The 20,197-nt window shown below is 64.9% G+C and carries 20 protein-coding genes and 1 tRNA gene; 9 read left to right on the forward strand and 12 right to left on the reverse strand.

Annotation, left to right across the window (positions count from 1 at the left end; translation table 11 throughout):
* Nucleotides 1–116: 116 nt before the first annotated feature.
* The 8 genes from MF134_RS22520 to MF134_RS22555 all read right to left on the reverse strand — a co-directional run bounded on the left by MF134_RS22520 (nucleotide 117) and on the right by MF134_RS22555 (nucleotide 5,514).
* Nucleotides 117–722, reverse strand: coding sequence for a metallophosphoesterase (locus tag MF134_RS22520; protein ID WP_024348514.1), 606 nt, complete (start codon nucleotides 720–722; stop codon nucleotides 117–119).
* Nucleotides 715–1,095 (reverse strand): hypothetical protein, encoded by a 381-nt coding sequence (locus MF134_RS22525; protein ID WP_024348515.1) that lies wholly within the window; start codon nucleotides 1,093–1,095, stop codon nucleotides 715–717. The genes MF134_RS22520 and MF134_RS22525 overlap by 8 nt, the downstream gene beginning before the upstream one ends.
* 196 nt (nucleotides 1,096–1,291) lie before the next feature.
* Entirely contained in the window at nucleotides 1,292–1,480 is a 189-nt protein-coding gene (locus MF134_RS22530; protein ID WP_024348516.1) for a hypothetical protein, read from the reverse strand.
* Between the two features lie 17 nt (nucleotides 1,481–1,497).
* Complete coding sequence (locus MF134_RS22535) at nucleotides 1,498–1,662, reverse strand: hypothetical protein (RefSeq protein WP_154653360.1); 165 nt, start codon at nucleotides 1,660–1,662, stop codon at nucleotides 1,498–1,500.
* Between the two features lie 965 nt (nucleotides 1,663–2,627).
* Nucleotides 2,628–2,703 (reverse strand) — tRNA-Lys (locus MF134_RS22540).
* A gap of 240 nt (nucleotides 2,704–2,943) precedes the next feature.
* Nucleotides 2,944–3,384: a PilZ domain-containing protein gene (locus MF134_RS22545; RefSeq protein ID WP_255341641.1), complete on the reverse strand. Its 441-nt coding sequence runs from the start codon at nucleotides 3,382–3,384 to the stop codon at nucleotides 2,944–2,946.
* A 361-nt stretch (nucleotides 3,385–3,745) separates the two neighbouring features.
* A complete protein-coding gene (gene ilvC / locus MF134_RS22550; protein ID WP_255341642.1) occupies nucleotides 3,746–4,765 on the reverse strand; it encodes a ketol-acid reductoisomerase in 1,020 nt (339 codons plus the stop codon).
* A 5-nt stretch (nucleotides 4,766–4,770) separates the two neighbouring features.
* A complete protein-coding gene (locus MF134_RS22555; protein ID WP_255341643.1) occupies nucleotides 4,771–5,514 on the reverse strand; it encodes a TetR/AcrR family transcriptional regulator C-terminal domain-containing protein in 744 nt (247 codons plus the stop codon).
* Nucleotides 5,515–6,171: 657 nt separating this feature from the next.
* Between MF134_RS22555 and MF134_RS22560 the strand changes: the two genes are divergently transcribed.
* From MF134_RS22560 to MF134_RS22570, 3 genes are read left to right on the forward strand one after another with little or no spacing between them, the layout of a single operon-like run.
* Entirely contained in the window at nucleotides 6,172–6,921 is a 750-nt protein-coding gene (locus tag MF134_RS22560) for a hypothetical protein (RefSeq protein WP_255341644.1), read from the forward strand.
* The gene (locus tag MF134_RS22565) at nucleotides 6,911–7,306 is read left to right on the forward strand and encodes a phage holin family protein (protein ID WP_255341645.1); all 396 of its coding nucleotides are present in this window, start codon (nucleotides 6,911–6,913) and stop codon (nucleotides 7,304–7,306) included. Before MF134_RS22560 ends, MF134_RS22565 begins: the two co-directional genes overlap by 11 nt.
* Nucleotides 7,303–8,235 (forward strand): hypothetical protein, encoded by a 933-nt coding sequence (locus MF134_RS22570; protein ID WP_255341646.1) that lies wholly within the window; start codon nucleotides 7,303–7,305, stop codon nucleotides 8,233–8,235. The genes MF134_RS22565 and MF134_RS22570 overlap by 4 nt, the downstream gene beginning before the upstream one ends.
* A gap of 190 nt (nucleotides 8,236–8,425) precedes the next feature.
* Here MF134_RS22570 and MF134_RS22575 read toward each other — a convergent pair whose 3' ends face one another.
* Both MF134_RS22575 and MF134_RS22580 read right to left on the reverse strand, forming a co-directional pair.
* Nucleotides 8,426–9,028 (reverse strand): inner membrane-spanning protein YciB, encoded by a 603-nt coding sequence (locus MF134_RS22575; RefSeq protein ID WP_255341647.1) that lies wholly within the window; start codon nucleotides 9,026–9,028, stop codon nucleotides 8,426–8,428.
* A 186-nt stretch (nucleotides 9,029–9,214) separates the two neighbouring features.
* Complete coding sequence (locus tag MF134_RS22580) at nucleotides 9,215–9,961, reverse strand: pyridoxine 5'-phosphate synthase (RefSeq protein WP_255341648.1); 747 nt, start codon at nucleotides 9,959–9,961, stop codon at nucleotides 9,215–9,217.
* 278 nt (nucleotides 9,962–10,239) lie between these two features.
* Here MF134_RS22580 and MF134_RS22585 point away from each other — a divergent pair, with 278 nt between their 5' ends.
* Nucleotides 10,240–12,234 carry a hypothetical protein gene (locus MF134_RS22585; RefSeq protein WP_255341649.1) on the forward strand — a complete coding sequence of 665 codons (1,995 nt, stop codon included), beginning with the start codon at nucleotides 10,240–10,242 and terminating at the stop codon, nucleotides 12,232–12,234.
* Nucleotides 12,235–12,334: 100 nt separating this feature from the next.
* Here MF134_RS22585 and MF134_RS22590 read toward each other — a convergent pair whose 3' ends face one another.
* Nucleotides 12,335–12,877, reverse strand: a complete 543-nt coding sequence (locus tag MF134_RS22590) for an adenine phosphoribosyltransferase (RefSeq protein WP_255341650.1) — start codon at nucleotides 12,875–12,877, stop codon at nucleotides 12,335–12,337.
* Nucleotides 12,878–12,904: 27 nt separating this feature from the next.
* Nucleotides 12,905–13,225, reverse strand: a complete 321-nt coding sequence (locus MF134_RS22595) for an antibiotic biosynthesis monooxygenase family protein (RefSeq protein WP_255341651.1) — start codon at nucleotides 13,223–13,225, stop codon at nucleotides 12,905–12,907.
* 399 nt (nucleotides 13,226–13,624) lie between these two features.
* Between MF134_RS22595 and MF134_RS22600 the strand changes: the two genes are divergently transcribed.
* From MF134_RS22600 to MF134_RS22620, 5 genes are all read left to right on the forward strand, one after another.
* Nucleotides 13,625–15,394: an ABC transporter ATP-binding protein gene (locus tag MF134_RS22600; protein WP_304363866.1), complete on the forward strand. Its 1,770-nt coding sequence runs from the start codon at nucleotides 13,625–13,627 to the stop codon at nucleotides 15,392–15,394.
* A gap of 37 nt (nucleotides 15,395–15,431) precedes the next feature.
* Entirely contained in the window at nucleotides 15,432–16,235 is an 804-nt protein-coding gene (gene dapB / locus MF134_RS22605; RefSeq protein WP_255341652.1) for a 4-hydroxy-tetrahydrodipicolinate reductase, read from the forward strand.
* An 83-nt stretch (nucleotides 16,236–16,318) separates the two neighbouring features.
* Nucleotides 16,319–16,939, forward strand: a complete 621-nt coding sequence (locus tag MF134_RS22610; protein ID WP_255341653.1) for a 2,3-bisphosphoglycerate-dependent phosphoglycerate mutase — start codon at nucleotides 16,319–16,321, stop codon at nucleotides 16,937–16,939.
* 346 nt (nucleotides 16,940–17,285) lie between these two features.
* Nucleotides 17,286–17,462, forward strand: coding sequence for a hypothetical protein (locus MF134_RS22615; RefSeq protein WP_255341654.1), 177 nt, complete (start codon nucleotides 17,286–17,288; stop codon nucleotides 17,460–17,462).
* A gap of 188 nt (nucleotides 17,463–17,650) precedes the next feature.
* On the forward strand, nucleotides 17,651–20,197 hold a 2,547-nt coding region (locus MF134_RS22620), incomplete at its 3' end, for a beta-propeller fold lactonase family protein (RefSeq protein ID WP_255341655.1).

A 20,197-nucleotide genomic window follows, 5' to 3' on the forward strand; every position in this document is an offset into this window, starting at 1 on the left:
GGCTCGGGAATCGACGTCAACGACTGCATTCCGGCATGACCGGCGAAGGGCTCACCGGATTCGAATAAGTCGAGACAACGGGAATTAGCTGCCGAAAGGAACCGGTCGGACATTTGCTATAGTGGCAGTTCACTCGTATGCGCATCGCCGCGAGCCTCGTCGTCCATTTCGCTGACTGCCCGCGCCGCCCTCGCGTCGTCGAGCACCGCCTGCTGCCGCTCCAGCGTCGGGCGGATCTCGTTGAGCGTCACTGGCGTGTAATTCCAAACATCGACGCCGACGTCGACCGAACGCCCGATGCCCGGCAGGCTGCCGTGCGAATGTCCGTAGAGATGAATGGCACCGTGATGGAGGCTGGGCCAGGTGCGAAGGGCGTAGTGGTCGAGCACCACGGGCATCTTCTCCTCCGGGTGCCGGAGCATCAGGCGGTCACGCGGCGGAGACGCCCAAGGGAGCGTGCGCACCTTCTCCCGGTCATGGTTGCCGATGATGAGGTGCTTGCGGCCGTTCAGACGGTCGAAGATCTCGCGGCCGCGTCCCGCCGTTGCGCCCATGGTGAAGTCACCGAGGTGGTAGACGATGTCGGATTTCCGCACGCGGTCATTCCAGCGGCGGATGAGACCCTCGTCCATGTCCTCGACATCGTAGAACGGGCGATCGCACATCGCGATGATGCCGCGATGGCCGAAGTGGGTGTCGGCGGTGAAGAAGATCTCAGCCATGGCTCGCATCCTCCATCGCTTGATGGGTCGCTTCGAGGAGCATTCGCAGATGCGGAGTTGCGTCGCCGATCACCGAGGAGGTGACCTCCGCGTCGCGAGCCCGGACTCGCAAAAGGTTCAGGTCTCGGAATGCAACCTTGAACGCCTCCGCGTCGGCAAACGCCCTGGGCCAATACGGGGTGATGAGCGCTTGGCTGGCGCAGACTAGAGCGCTCGCTAGAGCATGTCGCGCCCGGTAGCCCTCATAACTGTCGCGGGCGAGGTCGACCATCGCCCGGCTCTCCCGGTCGAGCAGCCGCAGCGCCATCGAGAGGTGTCGGGCGGCGGACCGCAATTGCGTCTTGAACGGGTTGGGCGGGATGTCTCTCGTCATGGCGGTCGCTCTATCTGTCGGGGCGTGCGTCGGCGCGGCCCGGAAGGGACCGTCAGGCAGTACGGCGACGTATGAGCTGCGAGCGAGAGATCATGAGAGCCTTGTGCGGCGTCGGGAGGGTTGGCGTCAAGCCGGCCGGCGGGCAAACAAACCGGCGCGGTGGCCGGGGCTGGTGTCGTCGACGGGGTGGGGTGGATCAGGCGGCCTGCGCCGACAGCCGCAGGACCTCGGCCCGGTCGCCCGCCGCGACCTCGGTGTCGAGGTACGCCATGGCGGCAGCCGCGCCACGCTCGGCAAGCCGGATCCTGTAGATGACCGACTGGAAGGACTTCCTGTCTTCGAAGTCGAGCGCGGCGATGGTTTCGGCGGCGGAACGGTACGTCATGGTCTCTCCCTCGCTTCTCAAGCTGCGCGCCGGATTCTGCGGACGTCGTAGCGGAGCTCGCCCACTTTCTCCTCGAGCGTCTCGAGGTGCGCCTCCAATGCGAGCATGTATGCGGCGACGGCCGGGGTGCAGCCGAGGCCGTTTGCCCTTCGGACGGCGATGTCATGCGTATGGTCGGTCATTGTCTCTCTCCCTCGTTGCGGACCCGGTCCCCCGCGTGCCCCAAGAGAAGCGTTGGGCGCCGGCGGGATGGCGTCAGATTCGAGGGGGATCGGCGGCAGAGATCAGGCTGCCTCTCCCGGCGACGCGTACCCACGGCCATAGCGATCGAGGAAGACGTTCGGCTGCTGCATCGCGCGGCACCAGCAACGCCACAGGAAGCCCCCTGCGTCCTCGCCGTGCTGGCCGAAGCGGAGTTCCTCCCGGAAGCGGCGTCGATGGGCGGCCGAAAGGCGACGTCGAGAGCACGGTTGATGGCGGCCTCCGCCGCCGGGCCGTCGTCCGGTCGCGGCCATTCGTGGATCGGGCCAAAGCCGATCTCAAGCAGGGCGTAGAGGTGGTCGGAGTTGGGGTCGTCGATGGTGTCCTCCTGGTGTTGGTGGACCAGCACGGGGCGCCGAGGCGCGGGCGCGAAACCGCCGGCGGAGGGCGGGATGGCGACCTCGAATCTTGCGGGATGGGCCGTCACGGTGAACGCGGCCGCCGAGGTCTACCAGTTCGGCCCCCTCTGCGAGGGGAATCGTGGGCCCCACCCCACCGGGCGCCGACCGGCAGGGGCGCTAACCCGTAGGCCTTCACTCCCCGGGTGGCGACACTTCGGCGGAGCGAAATCACGGCGGGCACCGCGACGCGCGGGGTGCCTGATCGCAACAGGCGTGACCTGACCGGTCACGCGCCTCGACCCACAAAAGGGGAAGCAGATGAACAAGACCTTCGCGAGGGCGCTGGGCATTGGACGACTGTCCGTGGTCCGCTTGAAGATCGTGGCAGTGAACCCGAAGCGGCAGCAGGCCCCGCAACTTGGAATCAGGCCCAGCGGGGGCTCGTAAACTATTTTGGCTGTGACCTGTACGTGACCTGAGAAGCCATCGCGCTGACCGCAAGGTCACACCTGCGGCCCCCAAGTGCCTGCTATATCAAGAAAATTTGGTGGGTGATGTAGGGTTCGAACCTACGACCCGCTGATTAAGAGTCAGCTGCTCTACCAACTGAGCTAATCACCCGTTCGCTGCGTGTCGCGAATGGCGGCTATATAAAGGGGCGGTTTGCGCCTGTCCACCCTGGAAACCGGGCGAGGGGTCAGGTTACGCAGAATTTTTTCGGCCCGTTTCGCTCTGCGGCGCCGCCCAGACGGGCGTGGGCGCGATGGACGGCCGGACAAGCGTTCACGTGGGAACGCGCCCGAGCGCAGGCGTTCTCGACGGACCGGCTCCTGCGAATCGATCAGAGGTCGGCAGATGTCCTCAGCTGCGCCGGTTCCAGGCGAAGCGGGCGGTCACTGCGACCGGCAGGGTCTCCGGCTGGATGCGGCGTATACCAGGGCGAAGCGCCTGTGGAGTCGAGGCGCCCTCGCCTGCGGAATCGCCCTGCCGTGCTGCGGCCTCCGCCGCCGACATGGGCTCTTCGGTCAGGTCGATGAACCGGATCCCCGCAAACATCGTCCGACGATAGACGAGCCGCGCGAGGCGCGTGTTTTGCTCCTCGCCGATCTTGATGCGGAATTCCTTCGGCAAATGAACGCTGTCGTCGAGGGTCAGCAATGCGCCCGTCGCGGAGATGTTGCGGACGATGCAGTCATAGGTGGAATAGCCATTGTTGAAGATCACCTTGGCGCGCTTCAACACACGGGTGCGCGGGGCGACCCGACGCTCGCCGCCATCCTGTTCGGGCACTGTCGATGTCATCTTCGGTCCCTTCGACGCAAAGCCTCCTCCAAAGGCGAGTATCCGGGCCGAGCCGTTGAAATTCGATGAACGGGATCGAGCGAACGTTACGGAAGGCGGCTTTGTCCTGGGAGATCGGAACGCACTCGCCGGCACACCGCCCCGAACGAAGACCTCGCTGAACGCCATCGGCCCGGAAACCGATCTCGATTTCCGGGCCGATGCGATGATGTTGTCCGGCGGCCGGGCTCCGCAGCTTCTCCATGCTCCTCGTCGGCGGGGCTCGCCTCGAGCCCCCACCCGCCCGCGGCGGCAAAGCCGCGAAGACGAGCAAAGCGAGACGAAGGCGCGGATCGGGCGGAAGGCGCCCGGTCCGGGGAGACTAGTTGCGTTCCTTGTCGACCAGAGCGTTGCTCTTGATCCACGGCATCATGCCGCGCAGCTTCTCGCCGACCTCTTCGATCTGGTGCTTGTCGTTGCGGCGGCGGATGCCCTTGAAGCGGGCCGCGCCCGAACGGTATTCCTGCATCCACTCGGAGGTGAACTTGCCGGTCTGGATGTCGCTGAGGATGCGCTTCATCTCGGCCTTGGTCTCGGGCGTGATGATGCGTGGACCGGAGACGTACTCGCCCCATTCGGCCGTGTTCGAGATCGAGTAGTTCATGTTGGCGATGCCGCCCTCATAGATGAGGTCGACGATCAGCTTCACCTCGTGGAGACACTCGAAATAGGCCATTTCCGGCGCGTAGCCGGCTTCCACCAGCGTCTCGAAGCCGGCGCGGATCAGCTCGACCAGACCGCCGCAGAGAACGACCTGTTCGCCGAAGAGATCGGTCTCGCACTCTTCCTGAAACGTCGTCTCGATGATGCCGGAACGGCCGCCACCGACGCCCGAGGCATAAGAGAGCCCGAGATCGAGCGCGTTGCCCGAGGCGTCCTGATGGACCGCGACCAGGCAGGGCACGCCACCGCCGCGCTGATATTCGCCGCGCACAGTGTGGCCCGGGCCCTTCGGCGCGATCATCAGGACGTCGACGGTCGCCTTCGGCTCGATCAGGCCGAAATGAACGTTGAGGCCATGGGCAAACGCGATCGCGGCGCCGTCCTTGATGTTGGGGGCGATCTCGTTCTTGTAGATGTCGGCCTGGAGTTCGTCCGGCGTTGCCATCATCATCAGATCGGCCCAGGCGGCGGCCTCCGCGACGGTCATGACCTTGAAGCCGTCGGCCTCGGCCTTCTTGGCCGTCGCCGAGCCCGGACGCAGCGCGATCGCGACGTTCGGAGCGCCGGAATCCTTGAGGTTCAGTGCATGGGCGCGGCCCTGGGAGCCATAGCCGATGACGGCGACCTTCTTCGACTTGATGAGATTGAGATCGGCATCGCGATCGTAATAGACGCGCATGGGTGTCATTCCTTCCCGTTTGGTTTGTGTGGGTTGTCTCGGTCATGTGGCCCGTCTTCGCCATGCGGACGGGCCGGTCCGCGTTTGGCCGTTTCCGACCCCTGGCTCGCCCCGTAAAGGGTGAGGAACTGCCGCGTGGCCCGGCGGGCCTCGCTGCGGATTTCGTCGTCGCTGAGCTTCAGGGGATCGCCCAGAAGCAGCCGGATCTGCACATCGCGCACGACGAGGCCGAAGAAGTCGCGGAACGCCGCCTCTCCGTCGTCGAATTCGAGAAGCCCCGCCTCGCGCCCGATCGCCAGCACCGGCTCCAGCCGCCGGCCCATGGCGTAAGGGCCATTCTCCAGCACGATCGTTCCGAGGTGGTGACCCGCCCCGCCCGCCTCACCCACCGCCAGGCGGTTGAGTGCGACGGAGGTATCACCGGACAGAACCGTCAGCCAGTCGGTGGCGAAATGCTCAAGGCTCGCCCGAAGCACCGCCAGGTCGATACCTTCGCGGGCCAGCGGCACGGCGCGCACCTTGGCCGCCTGCCACTGGACGGTGGCGGTCAACAACCCCTCGCGGTCACCGAACCACTTGTAGAGCGATTCCTTGGAGCAGGAGGCTGCTTTTGCGACGCTCGTCATGGTGAGCGCTGCCTTCGGATCGACGAGCAGGCCAAGCGCGGCATCGAGCACCGCCCGCTGGCGCGGCGTCGGAGCAACCGTTCCCTGTTTGCTGTCGTCCGCATGGGGCTTTGCCAAAGACATTCGTCTCGCCGGGTTAATCGTACCGTACGTTACGGTACAGCTCTCTAGCGGCTCGCCGCCACCGTTTCAAGTGCCTCGCTGGTCCGCCAGCTGGAGAAACTCGGACGCCCCTTCTCCGGTCCGGTTTTGATCCTGATAGACACGCGCGCCGCACCGATGCGGTTGGCGGCGGCTTTTGGCACAGCGGAAGGATGCTCCCTCTTTCCTTGGAGCTCCGAGCCCGCTTTTCCGTCCGATGCTCGAGCGGCCGCTTCAAGGCTCTTTCGACCCGGCAGGTAATTGGTCACGACTGGACTTTGCCCGGAACAGAAGGTCGCACAGGACTGTTGCACAACCCTCAGGACTGACGTCGCGCAGTGGCGGCGAAAGCGATCGAAGGGGCCGAGGGCGGGCTTAGCGCCAAACCTTTAGACCCCGTCGGATCGACACGGTGAGGCGGATACGAAAACCGCCATTCCAGCGCAAAGACCACAACCGCTCGCCACGCCAATCAAGCGCGTTCTGCCGCACCTTTGCATGAATGCGGAAATATGCGGGCGCATCAAGCCCGTTCCCCCAACAGGAGCATGTGATGAACAGCATCATCTATCTCATCGGACTGATCGTGGTCGTGCTTGTGATCCTGTCGCTCCTTGGACTGGCATAGGGAGAGAATCCATGTCCGACACCTCGAACACCCCCGGCTCATCCGGGCCCGACCATGATCGGCTCAAGAGCCGGATGGACGAAGAAGCCCGCGCCGCGCGTCACGAAGGCGAGCACGCGCGCGAGCACGCCAAGGCCGACGCCCGAGCCTTCGCAGACCAGGCCAAGGATCGTGCCTATCAGGGCGCCGATCAGGCCAAACAGACGGTCTCTTCCGATCTCGAAGATTTTGCAGCGGCCGTGCGCAAGGCCTCGGACGAACTTGGAGAGCGCGACCAGTCCATGGCGTCCCAGCTCGTGCGCGAGGTCGCAGGTGGGCTTGAGCACGCCTCACGCAATATCGGCGGGCGCGACGTCGGGGAACTGACCCGCTCGGTGGCCGCCTTCGGCCGCGAAAGACCCGTCGTCTTCATGGCGGGGATGGCGCTTGCCGGCCTCGCTCTGGGACGTTTCGTCCAGGCTTCGAGCGAAGACGATCGCGCGTCCGGGAGCAGCCACTCGACTGGTTCAAATTCCGGCAGGTCGCAAGACGAATGGCGTGACCCCGCACGGCCGTCCGGCCCACGTCCGGCACATGAGCCCGTTCCGGCAAGCGTAAGCGGGGCCCCGCCGACCACTACGTCGGCAAGCGGTGTCGCTTCCGTGTCCGGTGGAGCCACGTCGACAACCGACTCGCATGCCCGCTCCACGCTGGCGTCTCCGCAATCCCCGGCACGTTCCCGCCCCAGTGATATCACCAATGGAGACCAGAATGAGCGCTGATCCGAACTCCGGACGATCCCTGCCGGATCTCGTCCTCAACGCCCTGCGAGAGACGAGCGAACTCGTCCAGACCGAAATACGGATGATCCGCACGGAAATGTCCGACAAGGTGGCGCAGGTCGAAGCGGGCGCAGGTTCTCTCGCCGCCGGTGCGATCTGTCTTCTGGTCGCGCTTTTCGTTCTCGCCCAGGCGCTGATCGTGGCGCTGGGCGATGTCATCGGTAATGCCTGGGCCGCCCTTCTCGTCGGCGTCGTCATCGCGGTAATCGGTGCGGCACTCCTCTACAAGGGCAAGAAGAACCTCGAGCCCAGTAGCCTCACGCCGAACCGCACGGCCCGCCAGTTCGGCAAGGATACGGAATTCGTCAAGGAGCAGGCCCGATGAGCAAGGAAACCGACCGTCTGGAGCAGGAAGCCGAGGCTCATCGCTCCAACCTCGACTCGACGCTCGACGCCATTCGCGGAAAGCTGTCGCTTGGCCAGCTCGTGGACGAAGCAAGCCATCTTTTCCAGCAGGGTCATGGCGCAGAAGCCACACGCAATCTCGGCCGGCAGGTCAGGGACAATCCGCTGGCTCTGGGCATGATCGGTGCTGGGTTTGCCTGGCTGTTCATGGGAGGCGGCGCGCGCGCCCGCGGCTCCGAAACGGTGGATCGTTTCGAGCGCTGGCGCGAAGATCGCCACTATGACCGGTTCGATGAGGCATTCCCGCCGGAAGAACGAGCCGAGAGCCACGGGAGTCACACGGGCGACAGGCTCGGTTCGGCGGCCGGCTCGGTTTCCGAAACCGCCGCTTCCGCGAAAAGCTCGGCTGCCCGTGCCGGCGCTTCGGCGGGTCATGCCGCAAGCTCGGCTGGCCACTCTGTCCGGCAGGGCGCGCATGACGCCCGCGACGCGGCCGGGCGCGGCGCCAGTTCGGCCTATCGTGGCGCCCGATATTCCGAAGAACGCCTGGCCGATGGCGGCCGTCGAGCCGCGGCCTTCCTGAGAGACGAGCCGTTCGTCGCCGGCGCGCTGGCGCTAGGGGTCGGACTGGCGATCGCCTCTGCAATGCCGCGCACCCGGCAGGAGGACGCGTGGTTCGGCGATGCGAGCGACCAGGCCCGTGAGCGCGCCAAGGCCGAGGGGCACCATGCGATGGAGAAGGCGGAAACCGTTGCTCGCAGAAGCTACGATGCCGCCTCACAGGAAGCCGAACACCAGAATCTCAAGCCTGCTTCCTCCGGAGAGAGCAAGCCACTGGCCGAACGCGCGGCGGCCGTTGGACGGGCAGCCGAGGAAGCCGGCCGCGACGAAGCAAAGAAGCAAAGCTGAGGCCCATCTTGCGGCCGGGCCTCATGGCCTGGCCGCCTCCTGGCTTTAAAAGCACGAGCCATCGGTAGCGGATCTCGTGATCCCGCGGCCGGTGGCTTTTCTTCGTCGTGTCCTGCGGGCGGGGCTGCGATCCTCCCGGCCGACGACGCAGTTGGCAAGTCGAACCGGGTCCCTCAGACGGTGCAGATCCCTAAGCTTGGCCGCCATTTCGGAAATGGCGCTTGGCATAGGGCCAGAGGATGAGAACAAACAGGATGTTCAGCGGGATCAGGGCGAAGACCTTGAAGTCGACCCAGAGTTCCGTCGACTGGGTGCGCCAGATGGCCTCGTTGAGCCCGGCCAGGAACAGGAGATAGAGGGCGAGCATCCAGCTCAGACCCCGCCAACCGGCATCGTCGAGTTCCAGCGCGCCCTTCATCACATAGGCCAGAAGCGGACGTCCCACGAGGACAGACGTCAGGATCACCAGCCCATAAAGGCCGTTGATGATCGTCGGGCGGACCATGATGAAGGTCTCGTCCTCCAGCACGAGCGTCAGTCCGCCGGTCGCAAGGGCGATGGCGCAGCTGAAGGCGGGGAGAACGGGAAAACGGCCGTCCAGAAACCAGGAAAGGCCGGTGACGGCCACCACTGCGGCGATGAAGATCGCGGTCGCCGTCATGAAGTCGTAGTACTTGTAGCCTATGAAGAACAGGAGCAGCGGCGCGGCCTCGAAGCCGATGCGCCGAAAGATCGGCCCCACGGGCGGATGGCTTTTTTCACCGCCCGGGCCTTCCGCCAGCGTCTCACTCATGCGTCCGTCCGGTCGCGACCGCCTACCACCATTGCGCTACTCTGCTACGCCCGCCCAGTATTCCTGCGGTACCTCGCACGGGATGGCATATGGGGCGGTTCCTCGCGGAGGCGCGGCCTGAATTGCTGGCCGGCTGTCGACCATCCTTCGGCGGGCGACGATGTTCGGCGGAGGTGGCGAACGTCCCTATCCGGAGTGCCCACAGGCCCGCACGAAGCGACGGACGGTCTCGGCCATGCCGTATTCCAGTGCGTCGGCGGTCAGCCCATGGCCGATCGAGACTTCCGCGAGCTTCGGGATGCGGGCGACGAGGGGCGGAAGATTGGCCACCGTCAGGTCGTGGCCGGCATTGACGCCGAGACCGTTCGCGAAAGCGGCATCGGCGGTCTCGCCCAGCCTTGCGATCTCCGCCCTCGCCGCTTCGGGGTCCGAATGCGTCGCGCCATAGGGGCCGGTATAGAGTTCGACCCGGTCGCAACCCGTCGCGGCGGCCGCCTCCATCTGCGAGGGATCGGCGTCGGCGAAGAGCGAAACACGCGCTCCCTGGCCCTTCAACTGAGCGACGATCGGCTTGAGATAGTCGGCCTGCGCCATGAAGTCCCAGCCATGATCGGAGGTCGGCTGCGACGGGTCGTCCGGCACCAGGGTGATCTGTTCCGGCCGCGCCGCGCGGACGAGATCCAGGAACTCCTCGCTTGGATAGCCCTCGATGTTGAACTCGGCTTCGGGAAATTCCTCGTCGATCAGACGGCGGATTTCCGGCAGGTCGGAGAAGCGGATATGCCGCTGGTCCGGGCGCGGATGGACGGTCAGGCCATGGGCGCCGGATCGAAGCGCGATGCGCCCGAGACCGGTGACGCTCGGCCACGGCAGATCACGCCGGTTTCGCAGCATGGCGATGGCGTTGAGATTGACGGAGAGCTCGGGTCCCATCCCACCCCTTTCATGCGCAGAGCTTCACCCCCAGGGTGTGGGACCGGACATCGCGATGTCCCCGTCCCGCTCGCTGCAGCTGGTGACAAGCCTCGCCATGCGGAGGCATGCCTGCCCGATCCGCAGCCGAGTTTTTCGAAACGTCGGGATTATGAGTCACGCGATTTGTGCTTCCAGACGTCGTGCAAAAAATCTTGCTTTGACGCCCTCGACGGTTGACAACGAGGCCGCTGCCGCTTCCTCTCAGGGCCTGCTTGATTTGCCGGGAGATTGTTTGCATGGGCGGTTCGAAATTCATTCCGATCGTCGTGGCGGGTTTGGTCGGTCTTTTCATTGGCTGGTTGCTGGGCCCCGACATCGACGACGTCAGCGATGAGGTGTCAGGCCAGGTTGCCTCGTTGCAGGCCCCGGTGACCGAAATCCAGACCGGCATGCAGTCCATGTCGAACGAGGTTTCCTCCCGGCTGGACCAGACCGATACCGGCGTCAGCGAGGCGGTGGCTGGGCTGCAATCGCAGATCGAGACCCTGGCCCAGACGGTCGAAACCCGCACCAGCGAGCTCGCCAACGCCGTTCAGGCCCAGGCCGATCAGGCCGGCGGCGACGTTGAGGGCGGCATCGAGGAACTGAAGAGCGAGATCGCGCAGCTTCAGGAGAGCATGAGCCAGATGGCGGAGCGCGAGCCGGCCGCACAGTCCGATTCCGGCAGCGGCATGGGCTCGCTCGCCGAACAGGTCGGTCCTTCCGGTGCGATCCTGCTGCCTGGCCAGTCGGCGCTCTTCGGCAGCGGCCGCGTCAGCGTTGCGGAGGTTTCCGACGGTTCGGCGCAGATCGCCGCCGGTGACGGCGACGCGCAGGAGGTCTCGAGCGGCGACTCCGTCGATGTGGGCGATGGCTGCTCGGTCACGCTGGCCGGCACGGCCGGTGGAGCGGCTTTCCTTTCCTCGGATGGTTGCGCTGGCGAAAGCACGGCAGCCGCGGCTTCCGGATCCTCCGAATCCAGCGGCGGCTCCAGCGATCAGCAACAGGCGGCTGAGGCTTCCGGCAGCGATGAGGGTGCGACGGACCAGGGTGCCGCAGCAGCGGCGGCCACGTCGGGTTCCGCTTCCGGCGGTCAGGCCTCGGACTCCGGAGGCAGCGAGAGTGCTACTGCTTCCAGCGGCTCCTCGGGCTCGGACGGATCCGGGGACGGCATGACGCCGGTCGGCGGCACCGCGCAGTTTGGCGACACCAGCGTCTTCGTGTCCGGTATCCGCGAAGACAGCGCCATGCTGATGGTCGTCGGCGGCTCCCGCGAGAATGTCTCGGTGGGCTCCAGCCTCGACGCCGGCAATGGCTGCTCGATCACCCTCGACAGCGTCGAGAACAACATGGCAGCGCTTTCGGCTTCGGGATGCGGCGGCGAGGGTTCGTCCAACGATCAGGCCGCCCAGAACGCGGACGATTCGAGCTCGGACCAGGAGGCCCAGTCTTCGCAGCAGTCGAACGAGTCGGCTGGTAGCGACCAGGACGCCACCTCTTCCTCGGGCGAAACGTCTGAAGAGGGCGAAACTGCTGCCGCGGACCAGTCGTCTGGCGAAGGATCCGATGAGGCCGCAAGCGGAAGCGAACAGGCCGCATCGAGCGGCTCGGCCAGTGGCGACAGTTTTGAGACCGGCCAGACGGCGACCTTTGGCAACAAGCGGGTCTTTCTCTCCGGCATCGGCGACAACAACGCCACGCTGTTCGTCGTCGGCCCGAGCGACCGGCAGACGCTCGAGGTCGGATCGAGCATCGATCTCGGTGACGGCTGCACCGTGACGGTCGAAAGCGTGGAGGGCCGCAGGGCCAGCCTGTCGACGAGCGGCTGCGGCGGTGAAGGCGAAGCGGCCACGAGTGGCGGCGACAATGCCGGCGCCTCTTCGGGCGAGGCAACGGAAAGCAGCCAGCAGGATGCGGCGAGCGACGCCGGGTCATCGGATGACGCCGCCTCTTCCGAAGCGTCGGACAACAACGATTCCGCGTCCTCCGGCTCGAATGGCGAAGGCCAGACGAGCGAGACTGCCTCGGCCTCCTCGTCGGGCGAAGGGCTTGAGACCGGCCAGACCCAGACCTTCGGCGATCACAAGGTCTTCGTCTCCTCCGTCACCGACAGCGGCGCCACGCTCTACATCGTCGGAAGTGGCCGGCAGCAGGTGGCGAGCGGTGAGTCCGCCGATCTCGGCGACGGGTGCTCTGTCAGCCTCGACCGGGTCGAAAACCGCATGGCCTATCTCTCGGCCTCGGGCTGCTGAGCCAAAGGACCACTTCTTTTCCCGAAACGACAAGGGGCGCGGATTTCGGATCCGCGCCCCTTGTTTCCTAATGAGGTCGAGTCGCTCTCGCGCGACGCGGTCAATGCCCCTCGAAGGCGACGAGGGTCTGAACGCTGACCCCCATCGCTTCCAGCCGGCGGCGGCCGCCGAGTTCCGGCAGATCGATCACGAAACAGGCGCCGATGATCTCGGCTCCGAGTTCCCGCAGGAGCTTGACCGCCGCCTCGGCGGTTCCGCCGGTAGCGATCAGATCATCGGTCAGGAGCACACGCGTACCGGGCTTCACCGCGTCGCGATGCATCTCCATCTCGTCCACGCCGTATTCCAGGCTGTAGGCGACACGGATCGTCTCATGGGGCAGCTTGCCCTTCTTGCGGATCGGCACGAATCCGGCCGAAAGCTGATGCGACAAGGCCCCGCCCAGGATGAAGCCACGCGCCTCGATGCCCGCGACGAGGGCGACGCCCGAATCCTTGTAGGGCTCGACCAGCGCATCCACCGCCGCCCGGAAGACCTGCGGTTCGGCGAGAAGCGTCGTGATGTCGCGAAACATGATGCCAGGCGACGGATAGTCCGGAATCGTCCGGATTGCGGCGGCGAAATCCACCTCAGACTGCACCATGTTCTCCCCTGGAAGGATTGAGGGCGCTTACGCGCCCTTGCCGATCGTCTGGATCACCTCGAATCCTTCGAAGTTCGGATGACCCGCATAAAGCGGCCGCGTGCCGCCCGCCTTGCCGTGAGCCATACGGAAGGCGTCCGACTTGGTCCAGGCCACGAAGGCATCCTCGTTTTCCCAGACCGTGTGGGAAGAGTAAAGCCGGTGATCCTCACCTTCCGGCCCGCGCAGCATGTGGAACTCCACGAAGCCCGGCACCTCCTTGAGCTGCGATTCGCGGTTCAGCCAGAGCGCTTCGAACTCTTCCTCCGCACCCGGCAGAACCTTGAAGCGATTCATCGCGATATACATGCTCGATACCTTTTCCATTTTCCGATCGTCTCGCGATCCGCCACGCTTCGGCGGAGGCGACACCACACATGTCCTTTTGCAGGGGATGGCGTCCGATTCCAAGACGAACAAGAAAATATTCTTGCTCTCAACATGAAAGATATTGGCTCGTTGTTTGGAATGATTTCAGAAAGCGGTCACGCAAGTTGCATTCGCGCCGCCCGACAAGGCTTGCCCGTCGGCAACACCTTCGCAGACTCGACATCGCGGCCTGTTGCGGAGAAGAGGTGAAAGGGCATAAGCCTTGCCCCGATCCAGGGCACACGCCCTTCATGGGTCTTTGCGAAGACGGGCAGGCAACCGGCCGAACGCGTGACGAAAAAGAAGAAAATCTCTCTGAGGGCGCCCCAACGTCGCGGCTTGGTGGTCGAACTGCTCGGCCGCATCGCGCGCGAGAACGGCCGCGTCTTCATCCGGCAATACGCCATGGCGATCCTCTGTCTGGTCGCGGTCGCCGGCGCGACGGCGTTTCTCGCCTGGATCATGCGCGACGTCATCGACAAGATCTTCGTCCAGCAGAACCGGGCGGCGATCGTCTCGCTGCCGATCATCGTCTTCATCACCTTCTCGATCCGCGGGCTGGCCACCTATGGCCAGGGCGTGATTCTGGCGCGCATCGGCAACAACATCGTCGCGCGTTATCAGAGACGGCTGTTTGCCCACATCACCGAGCTGTCGGTCGATTTCTTCGCCGAGAACCGCTCCGCCCATCTCGCAGCCCGGATCAACCAGAACGTCTCGGGCATCCGGGACACGCTGAATCTCACGATCACCTCGCTCGCCCGCGACGTCCTCACCCTGGTCTTCCTGGTCTTCGTCATGATCTATCAGGATCCGATCCTGTCGGGCATCGCGCTTCTGGCCGGTCCGCCGATCGCCCTGATGATCGGAGGGCTGGCGCGGAAACTGCGCGTCGCCACCCGAGAGGCCATCGACATCAATGCCAGAGTGCTGGCCTCGATGCAGGAGGCGGCCCAGGGCATCACCGTGGTCAAGGCCTTCACCATGGAAGAGCCGCTGCGCGATCGCGTCGAAAGGCTGATCCTCAAGGCCGAGCAGCGCTCGAATCGGATCGCCGGCATCACCCAACGCACGACCCCGGTGACCGAAATAGTCGCGGGCCTCGCGATTGCAGGCGTCATCGCCTATTCCGGCTACCGGGCCGTGGTCTACGGCTATTCGCCGGGCTCGATGTTCGCCTTCATCACGGCTCTGCTGCTTGCCTATGATCCGGCGCGCCGTCTCGCCAAGCTGCAGGTTCAGCTCGAGCGTGCCCTCGTGAACGCCTCGATGATCTACGAGATCCTCGACATGGAGCCGCGGCAGCCCGATGCGCCGGATGCCCGGAACCTCACGATCGAGAAAGGCGAGATCGTCTTCGACGACGTCTCCTTTGGCTATTATCCGGGTGAGCCTGTTCTGCGCGGCCTCTCCTTCGTCGCGCCTGCCGGCAAGACCACGGCACTGATCGGCGCTTCGGGCGGCGGCAAGTCGACGATCATCGCGCTTCTGCAACGCTTCTACGACGTGTCCGAGGGGGCGATCACCGTCGATGGCGAGGACATCCGGCAGGTCACCAAGCGCTCGCTGCGCTCCAAGATCGCTTATGTGCCGCAGACCCCCTATCTGTTCGAGGGCACGATCCGTGAGAACATCCGGCTCGGGCGCCCCGACGCCACCGACGCCGAGATCGAAGAGGCCGCGCGCCAGGCACAGGCCGAGGAATTCATCCTCGCCGCGCCACAGGGTTACGACACGCCGGTCGGCGAGAACGGCATGACCCTGTCCGGTGGCCAGCGCCAGCGGCTGTCGATCGCCCGAGCGCTGGTGCGCGACGCTCCGATTCTGCTTCTGGATGAAGCGACATCCGCCCTCGACACGCGATCCGAGACACTGGTGCAGGCGGCGCTCGACGCGGCCATGCAGAACCGCACGGTGCTGGTCGTCGCCCATCGGCTTTCCACCATTACCGGCGCGGACCAGATCCTTGTTGTCGAGGATGGCCAGATCGCCGAGCGCGGCACCCACCGCGAGCTTCTGGACCGCGCCGACGGTCTCTACGCGCGCTTTTACGGATTGCAGACCCGTGATGACCGCCGCCCGGTCGATCTCGCAACGGCTAGGCGGTGAGTCCGAAAAGGCACCGCCCAGGACAGGGAGAACCGTCATGAAGCTTGTCGTTCTCGGAGCCGCCGGTCGGATGGGGCGAACGCTCGTCTCGATCATTTCAGAGGCCGAGGGCGTCTCGCTTCACGCCGCGATCGAACGCGAAGGGTCGGCTGCGCTCGGCAACGACGCGGGCACACTCGCCGGCATCGGCGAAAACGGCATCGCGGTGACGAGCGACCGCTCGGCAGCACTCGATGGAGCCGATGGCATCGTCGACTTCACGACCCCGGCGGTCTCCCTGGCCTTCGCCGAACAGGCGGCCAGGAACGGTCTCGTCCACGTCATCGGCACCACCGGTTTTTCGGCGGAGGAAGAGGCCGGCATCGCGGAAGCCGCCGAAAACGGCGCGCGGATCGTCAAATCCGGCAATATGAGCCTCGGCGTCAATCTGCTGGCCGTGCTGGTCGAAAAGGCGGCGCGCGCCCTCGATCCGCAGGCCTTCGACATCGAGGTTCTGGAGATGCACCACAAGCACAAGGTGGATGCGCCCTCCGGCACGGCCCTGCTTCTGGGCGAGGCCGCCGCCAAGGGGCGGAACGTCTCCCTGCAGGAACAGGCGGTGCGAACCCGCGACGGCATCACCGGCCCGCGCGAAACCGGCACGATCGGCTTCGCCACGCTGCGCGGCGGCTCGGTGGTCGGCGAGCATTCGGTGATTCTGGCCGGCGAAGGCGAGCGGATCGAACTCAAGCACATGGCGGGCGATCGGGCGATCTTCGCGCGCGGCGCCGTCCGCGCCGCAATGTGGGCCGCCGACAAGCCCGCCGGGCTCTATTCCATGCGCAACGTTCTCGGTCTCTGACGGGAAGGGCTGCGCTTCGCTCGCCGGACGCGATATAGAACGACTCCCGATCCTCTCTTGAGACCCGTCGAAAGGCACCCTCGATGTCCCGCATCCTCGTCCTCGTCCGCCACGGCCAAAGCGAGTGGAACCTGAAGAACCTCTTCACCGGCTGGAAGGACCCGGACCTGACGGAAAAGGGTGTCGAGGAAGCGAAGTCGGCCGGTCGCAAGCTGAAGGGCGAAGGCTTTACCTTCGATACGGCCTTCACCAGCGAACTGGGCCGCGCCCAGCGGACGCTCTCCTTGATGCTGGAGGAACTCGGCCAGACCGGTCTCGAGACAACCCGGAACGTCGCGCTCAACGAGCGTGACTATGGCGACCTTTCAGGGCTCAACAAGGATGACGCCCGCGAGAAATGGGGCGAGGAGCAGGTGCATGTCTGGCGCCGCTCCTACGACACGCCGCCCCCGGGGGGCGAGAGCCTGAAGGACACCGGCGCCCGCGTCTGGCCCTATTACATCCACACCATCCTGCCGCGGGTGATGGCCGGCGGCACGGTGCTGGTCGCCGCCCACGGCAATTCGCTGCGGGCGCTCGTCATGGCGCTCGACGGGTTGACGCCGGACCAGATCGTCGCCGAGGAGATCGCCACCGGCGTGCCGATCATCTATCGCCTGAAGGAAGACAGCTCGGTCGCCGAAAAGCGCGTTCTCGCAGACTGAGCGAAATCCGGCCCGTCGGACTGGCGTCGAAGGGCTGCCGACAGCGGGCTTGGGCCGGCGTGCTCCGTCTCTGCGCGGCGGGGCACTGCACCGAGCCGGATGCGCTCCGCAGCCCCCTGCTCGGGATTTCCACTGCGGGCTCGCTTGGTCGGCTTGTGCCCGCAGCCCGCCTCGAAGACTTCGGGCGCCATTCCTATCTGACTGGCCCATGGCCCGACGCCGCCCAGAAATCCCGAGCAATCCCCCGCCGGTCGAGCCCCGCTCATGCTGGCTCTGCGCCCGGCCTTTGGGAAGGCGCGTCGAATGGCATCATCCCCTGCCGAAGAGCCGAGGTGGGCGAGAGGTCGTGCCGGTCCATCCGATCTGCCATCGCACGATCCACGCAACCTTCTCCAACGTCGAACTCGCCCGGATCGCCGCTTCGGGCGAACACCTCGCCAAGCGACCGGAACTGCGTTCGTTCCTGCGCTGGATTGCCGGCAAGCCTGCGGATTTCCACGCCCCGACGCGGCGACGGCGGTAGGTTGGCGACGTCATTCACGGATGGATCCTGGACATGAACAGGCATCTACGCTTGTCCCCGCCTAAGGAAGGGATCCGAATGGAGTTCTGGGCAATTGCACCTTGAGCCCGATTGAGTGCTTTTAATCGCCTTCCGATTGTGCAACTCTTACGTCATTATTATCCTTTTTACGCGTCGGGAGCTTCGGAATGGCGACGATATTTGGCGGCTTGAGCTTGACCGATACCGTGTTTGACAGCGAGGGCTCGTTCGCCATGAACGGCGCGTTCGGGCTCCATTCGCTTTCGATCGCCGGACGTACCTACGTTTATGTGGCCGGCTGGTATGACAGCGGAGTTTCGGTCTTCGAACTCACGGCAGACGGGCAGTTCGACTTCGTCCAGACCTTGGGGGATGGAAACGCCACGGCCCTTCTCAATGCCTCAAACATCTCCTCTGTCGCGCTGCCAAGCGGGACGTTCGTCTACGTCAATGCCTATGGTGACGCCGGTATCACGGTCTACAGCGTCGCCGACAATGGCTCTCTCTCGTATGTCGATGCGGTGTTTGATGACGATACTCTTGAACTGAACGGCACCGAAGGTCGAACCAGTATCATCGAGGTCGGAGGAACCAGCTTCCTCATCGCGTCCGGCAGTGTCGATGACGGCGTCAGCGTCTTTCGCATCAACGCCGATGGGACTCTGACCAACACCGCGAATGTCGACAACGCCGAGAACGCCGCCTATGCCCTCAACGGAGCCAACGGAGTCGCCACCGTCACCTCCAACGGCACGACGTTCGTGTTCGTGGCAGCATTTGAAGAGGATGGCGTTTCCGCCTTCATCCTCGACGCCAGCGGAAATCTGACCTTCACCGACAGTGCTTTCGACAATGGGACGCTCGAACTCTATGCTCCTCTCAGCGTCGCGGCCCACGAAATCGGCGGTCAGGCCTACCTCTTTGTCGGCGGACGTCAAGACGACGGGATCAGTGTCTTCCAGGTGACGGCATCCGGCCAATTGATCAACGTCTTCAACATCAATGACACGTCCGCGCTCGGCCTCGACGGAGTCTCCAGTCTCTCCATTCTCGAAGTGGATGGCCAGGTCCTTCTCGCGGCGTCCGGACGGTACGATGAGGCCTTGTCGATTTTCAGCGTCGCGGCAGACGGTTCTCTGTCCCACATTTCGACCACCTTCGACACGTCTGGCGTGGCACTGGACGAGACCCTCTCCAACGCATTTGCGACCGTGGGCGATGGCACCTTCGTCATCACATCCAGCTTCAACGAGGACGGAATTTCCGCCTTTGGCTTCGGCGCCGGCGACGACACGCTCCAGGGCACGATCGACGACGACCGGATCCTCGGTCTCGCCGGAAATGACATCCTCAACGGCAATGGCGGCAATGACATCCTGATCGGCGGCTCCGGCGCCGATCAGATGGATGGTGGAGACGGCTTCGACCAGGCGAACTACGAGGGCTCGAACGGCGGCGTCACCATCAATCTGGGCAATGGTTCCGCGTCCGGCGGGCATGCCACGGGCGACTCGCTGGCCAATATCGAGGCCGTGGTCGGGTCCGCCTATGTCGATACGCTTTTCGGCAATGACGTCGCCAATATCCTGCGCGGCGAAGGCGGAGCCGACGTCCTGCGCGGCTTTAGCGGCAATGACCGGCTGTTCGGCGGTGACGGCAATGACCAGATCTTCGGCGATGTCGGCGCTGACATTCTCGACGGCGGCGAGGGCAACGACATTCTTCAGGGCGGCGCCGGCGCCGACCAGCTGATCGGCGGCAATGGCTACGACCAGGCGAACTACGCCAACTCCAGTTCGGCCGTGGCGGTCGATCTGCGCAACGGCAACACGATCGGCGGCGATGCGGCCGGCGACACGCTGTCCGGCATCGAGTCCCTGGTCGGTTCGGCCTATTTCGACACGCTCCTCGGCAACAACGTCGCAAACATCCTGCGCGGCGAAAACGGTTTCGACTATCTGCGCGGATTCGCCGGCAACGATCAGCTCTTCGGGGGCAACGGCAACGATACGCTCATCGGCGATGCCGGCAGCGACCGACTGCTCGGTGAGGCCGGAAGCGATATGCTATATGGTGGAGCGAACAACGACCAGCTCCTGGGCGGCGATGGCAACGACATCCTGAATGGCGGCGCCGGTGCCGACCAGATCCACGGTGGCGACGGCTACGACCAGGCGAACTACGAGAGCTCCGGTTCGGCGGTCGCGGTCGACCTGCGCAATGGCAACACGATCGGCGGCGATGCGGAGGGCGACACGATCACCGGCATCGAAGCGCTGGTGGGATCGGCCTATTTCGACACGCTGCTTGGCAACGGTCTCGCCAACATCCTGCGCGGCGAGAACGGCTTCGACTATCTCCGCGGCTTCGGCGGTAACGATCGCCTCTTCGGCGGCAACGGCAATGACACGCTCCTGGGAGACGCCGGGAGCGACATGCTCGAGGGCGGCTCGGGCAACGACAGGCTCACCGGAGGTCTCGACGGCGACACCTTCGTCTTCGCCAATGGCTTCGGCCGGGATACGATCACCGACTTCGACGCGCTGGGGAACTCCGAGAGGATCGATCTGTCGGCTGTCACGGCGATCACCGATTTCGCCGATCTTTCCGCCAATCACCTTACCCAGGTCGGAGCGAATGCGGTCATTACCGATGGAACGAACACGCTGACGCTGAGCAATGTCGACATTGGCGACCTGGATGCGAACGATTTC

Origin of the sequence: Jiella marina, from assembly GCF_024359545.1 — a bacterium.
GTDB lineage: Bacteria > Pseudomonadota > Alphaproteobacteria > Rhizobiales > Rhizobiaceae > Jiella.

What these genes read in the sequence shown, in the direction of transcription:
- MF134_RS22520 (WP_024348514.1), bottom strand. Translation starts at nt 722, where the DNA reads ATGGCTGAGATCTTCTTCACCGCCGACACCCACTTCGGCCATCGCGGC.
- MF134_RS22525 (WP_024348515.1), bottom strand. Translation starts at nt 1,095, where the DNA reads ATGACGAGAGACATCCCGCCCAACCCGTTCAAGACGCAATTGCGGTCC.
- MF134_RS22530 (WP_024348516.1), bottom strand. Translation starts at nt 1,480, where the DNA reads ATGACGTACCGTTCCGCCGCCGAAACCATCGCCGCGCTCGACTTCGAA.
- MF134_RS22535 (WP_154653360.1), bottom strand. Translation starts at nt 1,662, where the DNA reads ATGACCGACCATACGCATGACATCGCCGTCCGAAGGGCAAACGGCCTC.
- MF134_RS22545 (WP_255341641.1), bottom strand. Translation starts at nt 3,384, where the DNA reads ATGACATCGACAGTGCCCGAACAGGATGGCGGCGAGCGTCGGGTCGCC.
- ilvC (WP_255341642.1), bottom strand. Translation starts at nt 4,765, where the DNA reads ATGCGCGTCTATTACGATCGCGATGCCGATCTCAATCTCATCAAGTCG.
- MF134_RS22555 (WP_255341643.1), bottom strand. Translation starts at nt 5,514, where the DNA reads ATGTCTTTGGCAAAGCCCCATGCGGACGACAGCAAACAGGGAACGGTT.
- MF134_RS22560 (WP_255341644.1), top strand. Translation starts at nt 6,172, where the DNA reads ATGTCCGACACCTCGAACACCCCCGGCTCATCCGGGCCCGACCATGAT.
- MF134_RS22565 (WP_255341645.1), top strand. Translation starts at nt 6,911, where the DNA reads ATGAGCGCTGATCCGAACTCCGGACGATCCCTGCCGGATCTCGTCCTC.
- MF134_RS22570 (WP_255341646.1), top strand. Translation starts at nt 7,303, where the DNA reads ATGAGCAAGGAAACCGACCGTCTGGAGCAGGAAGCCGAGGCTCATCGC.
- MF134_RS22575 (WP_255341647.1), bottom strand. Translation starts at nt 9,028, where the DNA reads ATGAGTGAGACGCTGGCGGAAGGCCCGGGCGGTGAAAAAAGCCATCCG.
- MF134_RS22580 (WP_255341648.1), bottom strand. Translation starts at nt 9,961, where the DNA reads ATGGGACCCGAGCTCTCCGTCAATCTCAACGCCATCGCCATGCTGCGA.
- MF134_RS22585 (WP_255341649.1), top strand. Translation starts at nt 10,240, where the DNA reads ATGGGCGGTTCGAAATTCATTCCGATCGTCGTGGCGGGTTTGGTCGGT.
- MF134_RS22590 (WP_255341650.1), bottom strand. Translation starts at nt 12,877, where the DNA reads ATGGTGCAGTCTGAGGTGGATTTCGCCGCCGCAATCCGGACGATTCCG.
- MF134_RS22595 (WP_255341651.1), bottom strand. Translation starts at nt 13,225, where the DNA reads ATGTATATCGCGATGAATCGCTTCAAGGTTCTGCCGGGTGCGGAGGAA.
- dapB (WP_255341652.1), top strand. Translation starts at nt 15,432, where the DNA reads ATGAAGCTTGTCGTTCTCGGAGCCGCCGGTCGGATGGGGCGAACGCTC.
- MF134_RS22610 (WP_255341653.1), top strand. Translation starts at nt 16,319, where the DNA reads ATGTCCCGCATCCTCGTCCTCGTCCGCCACGGCCAAAGCGAGTGGAAC.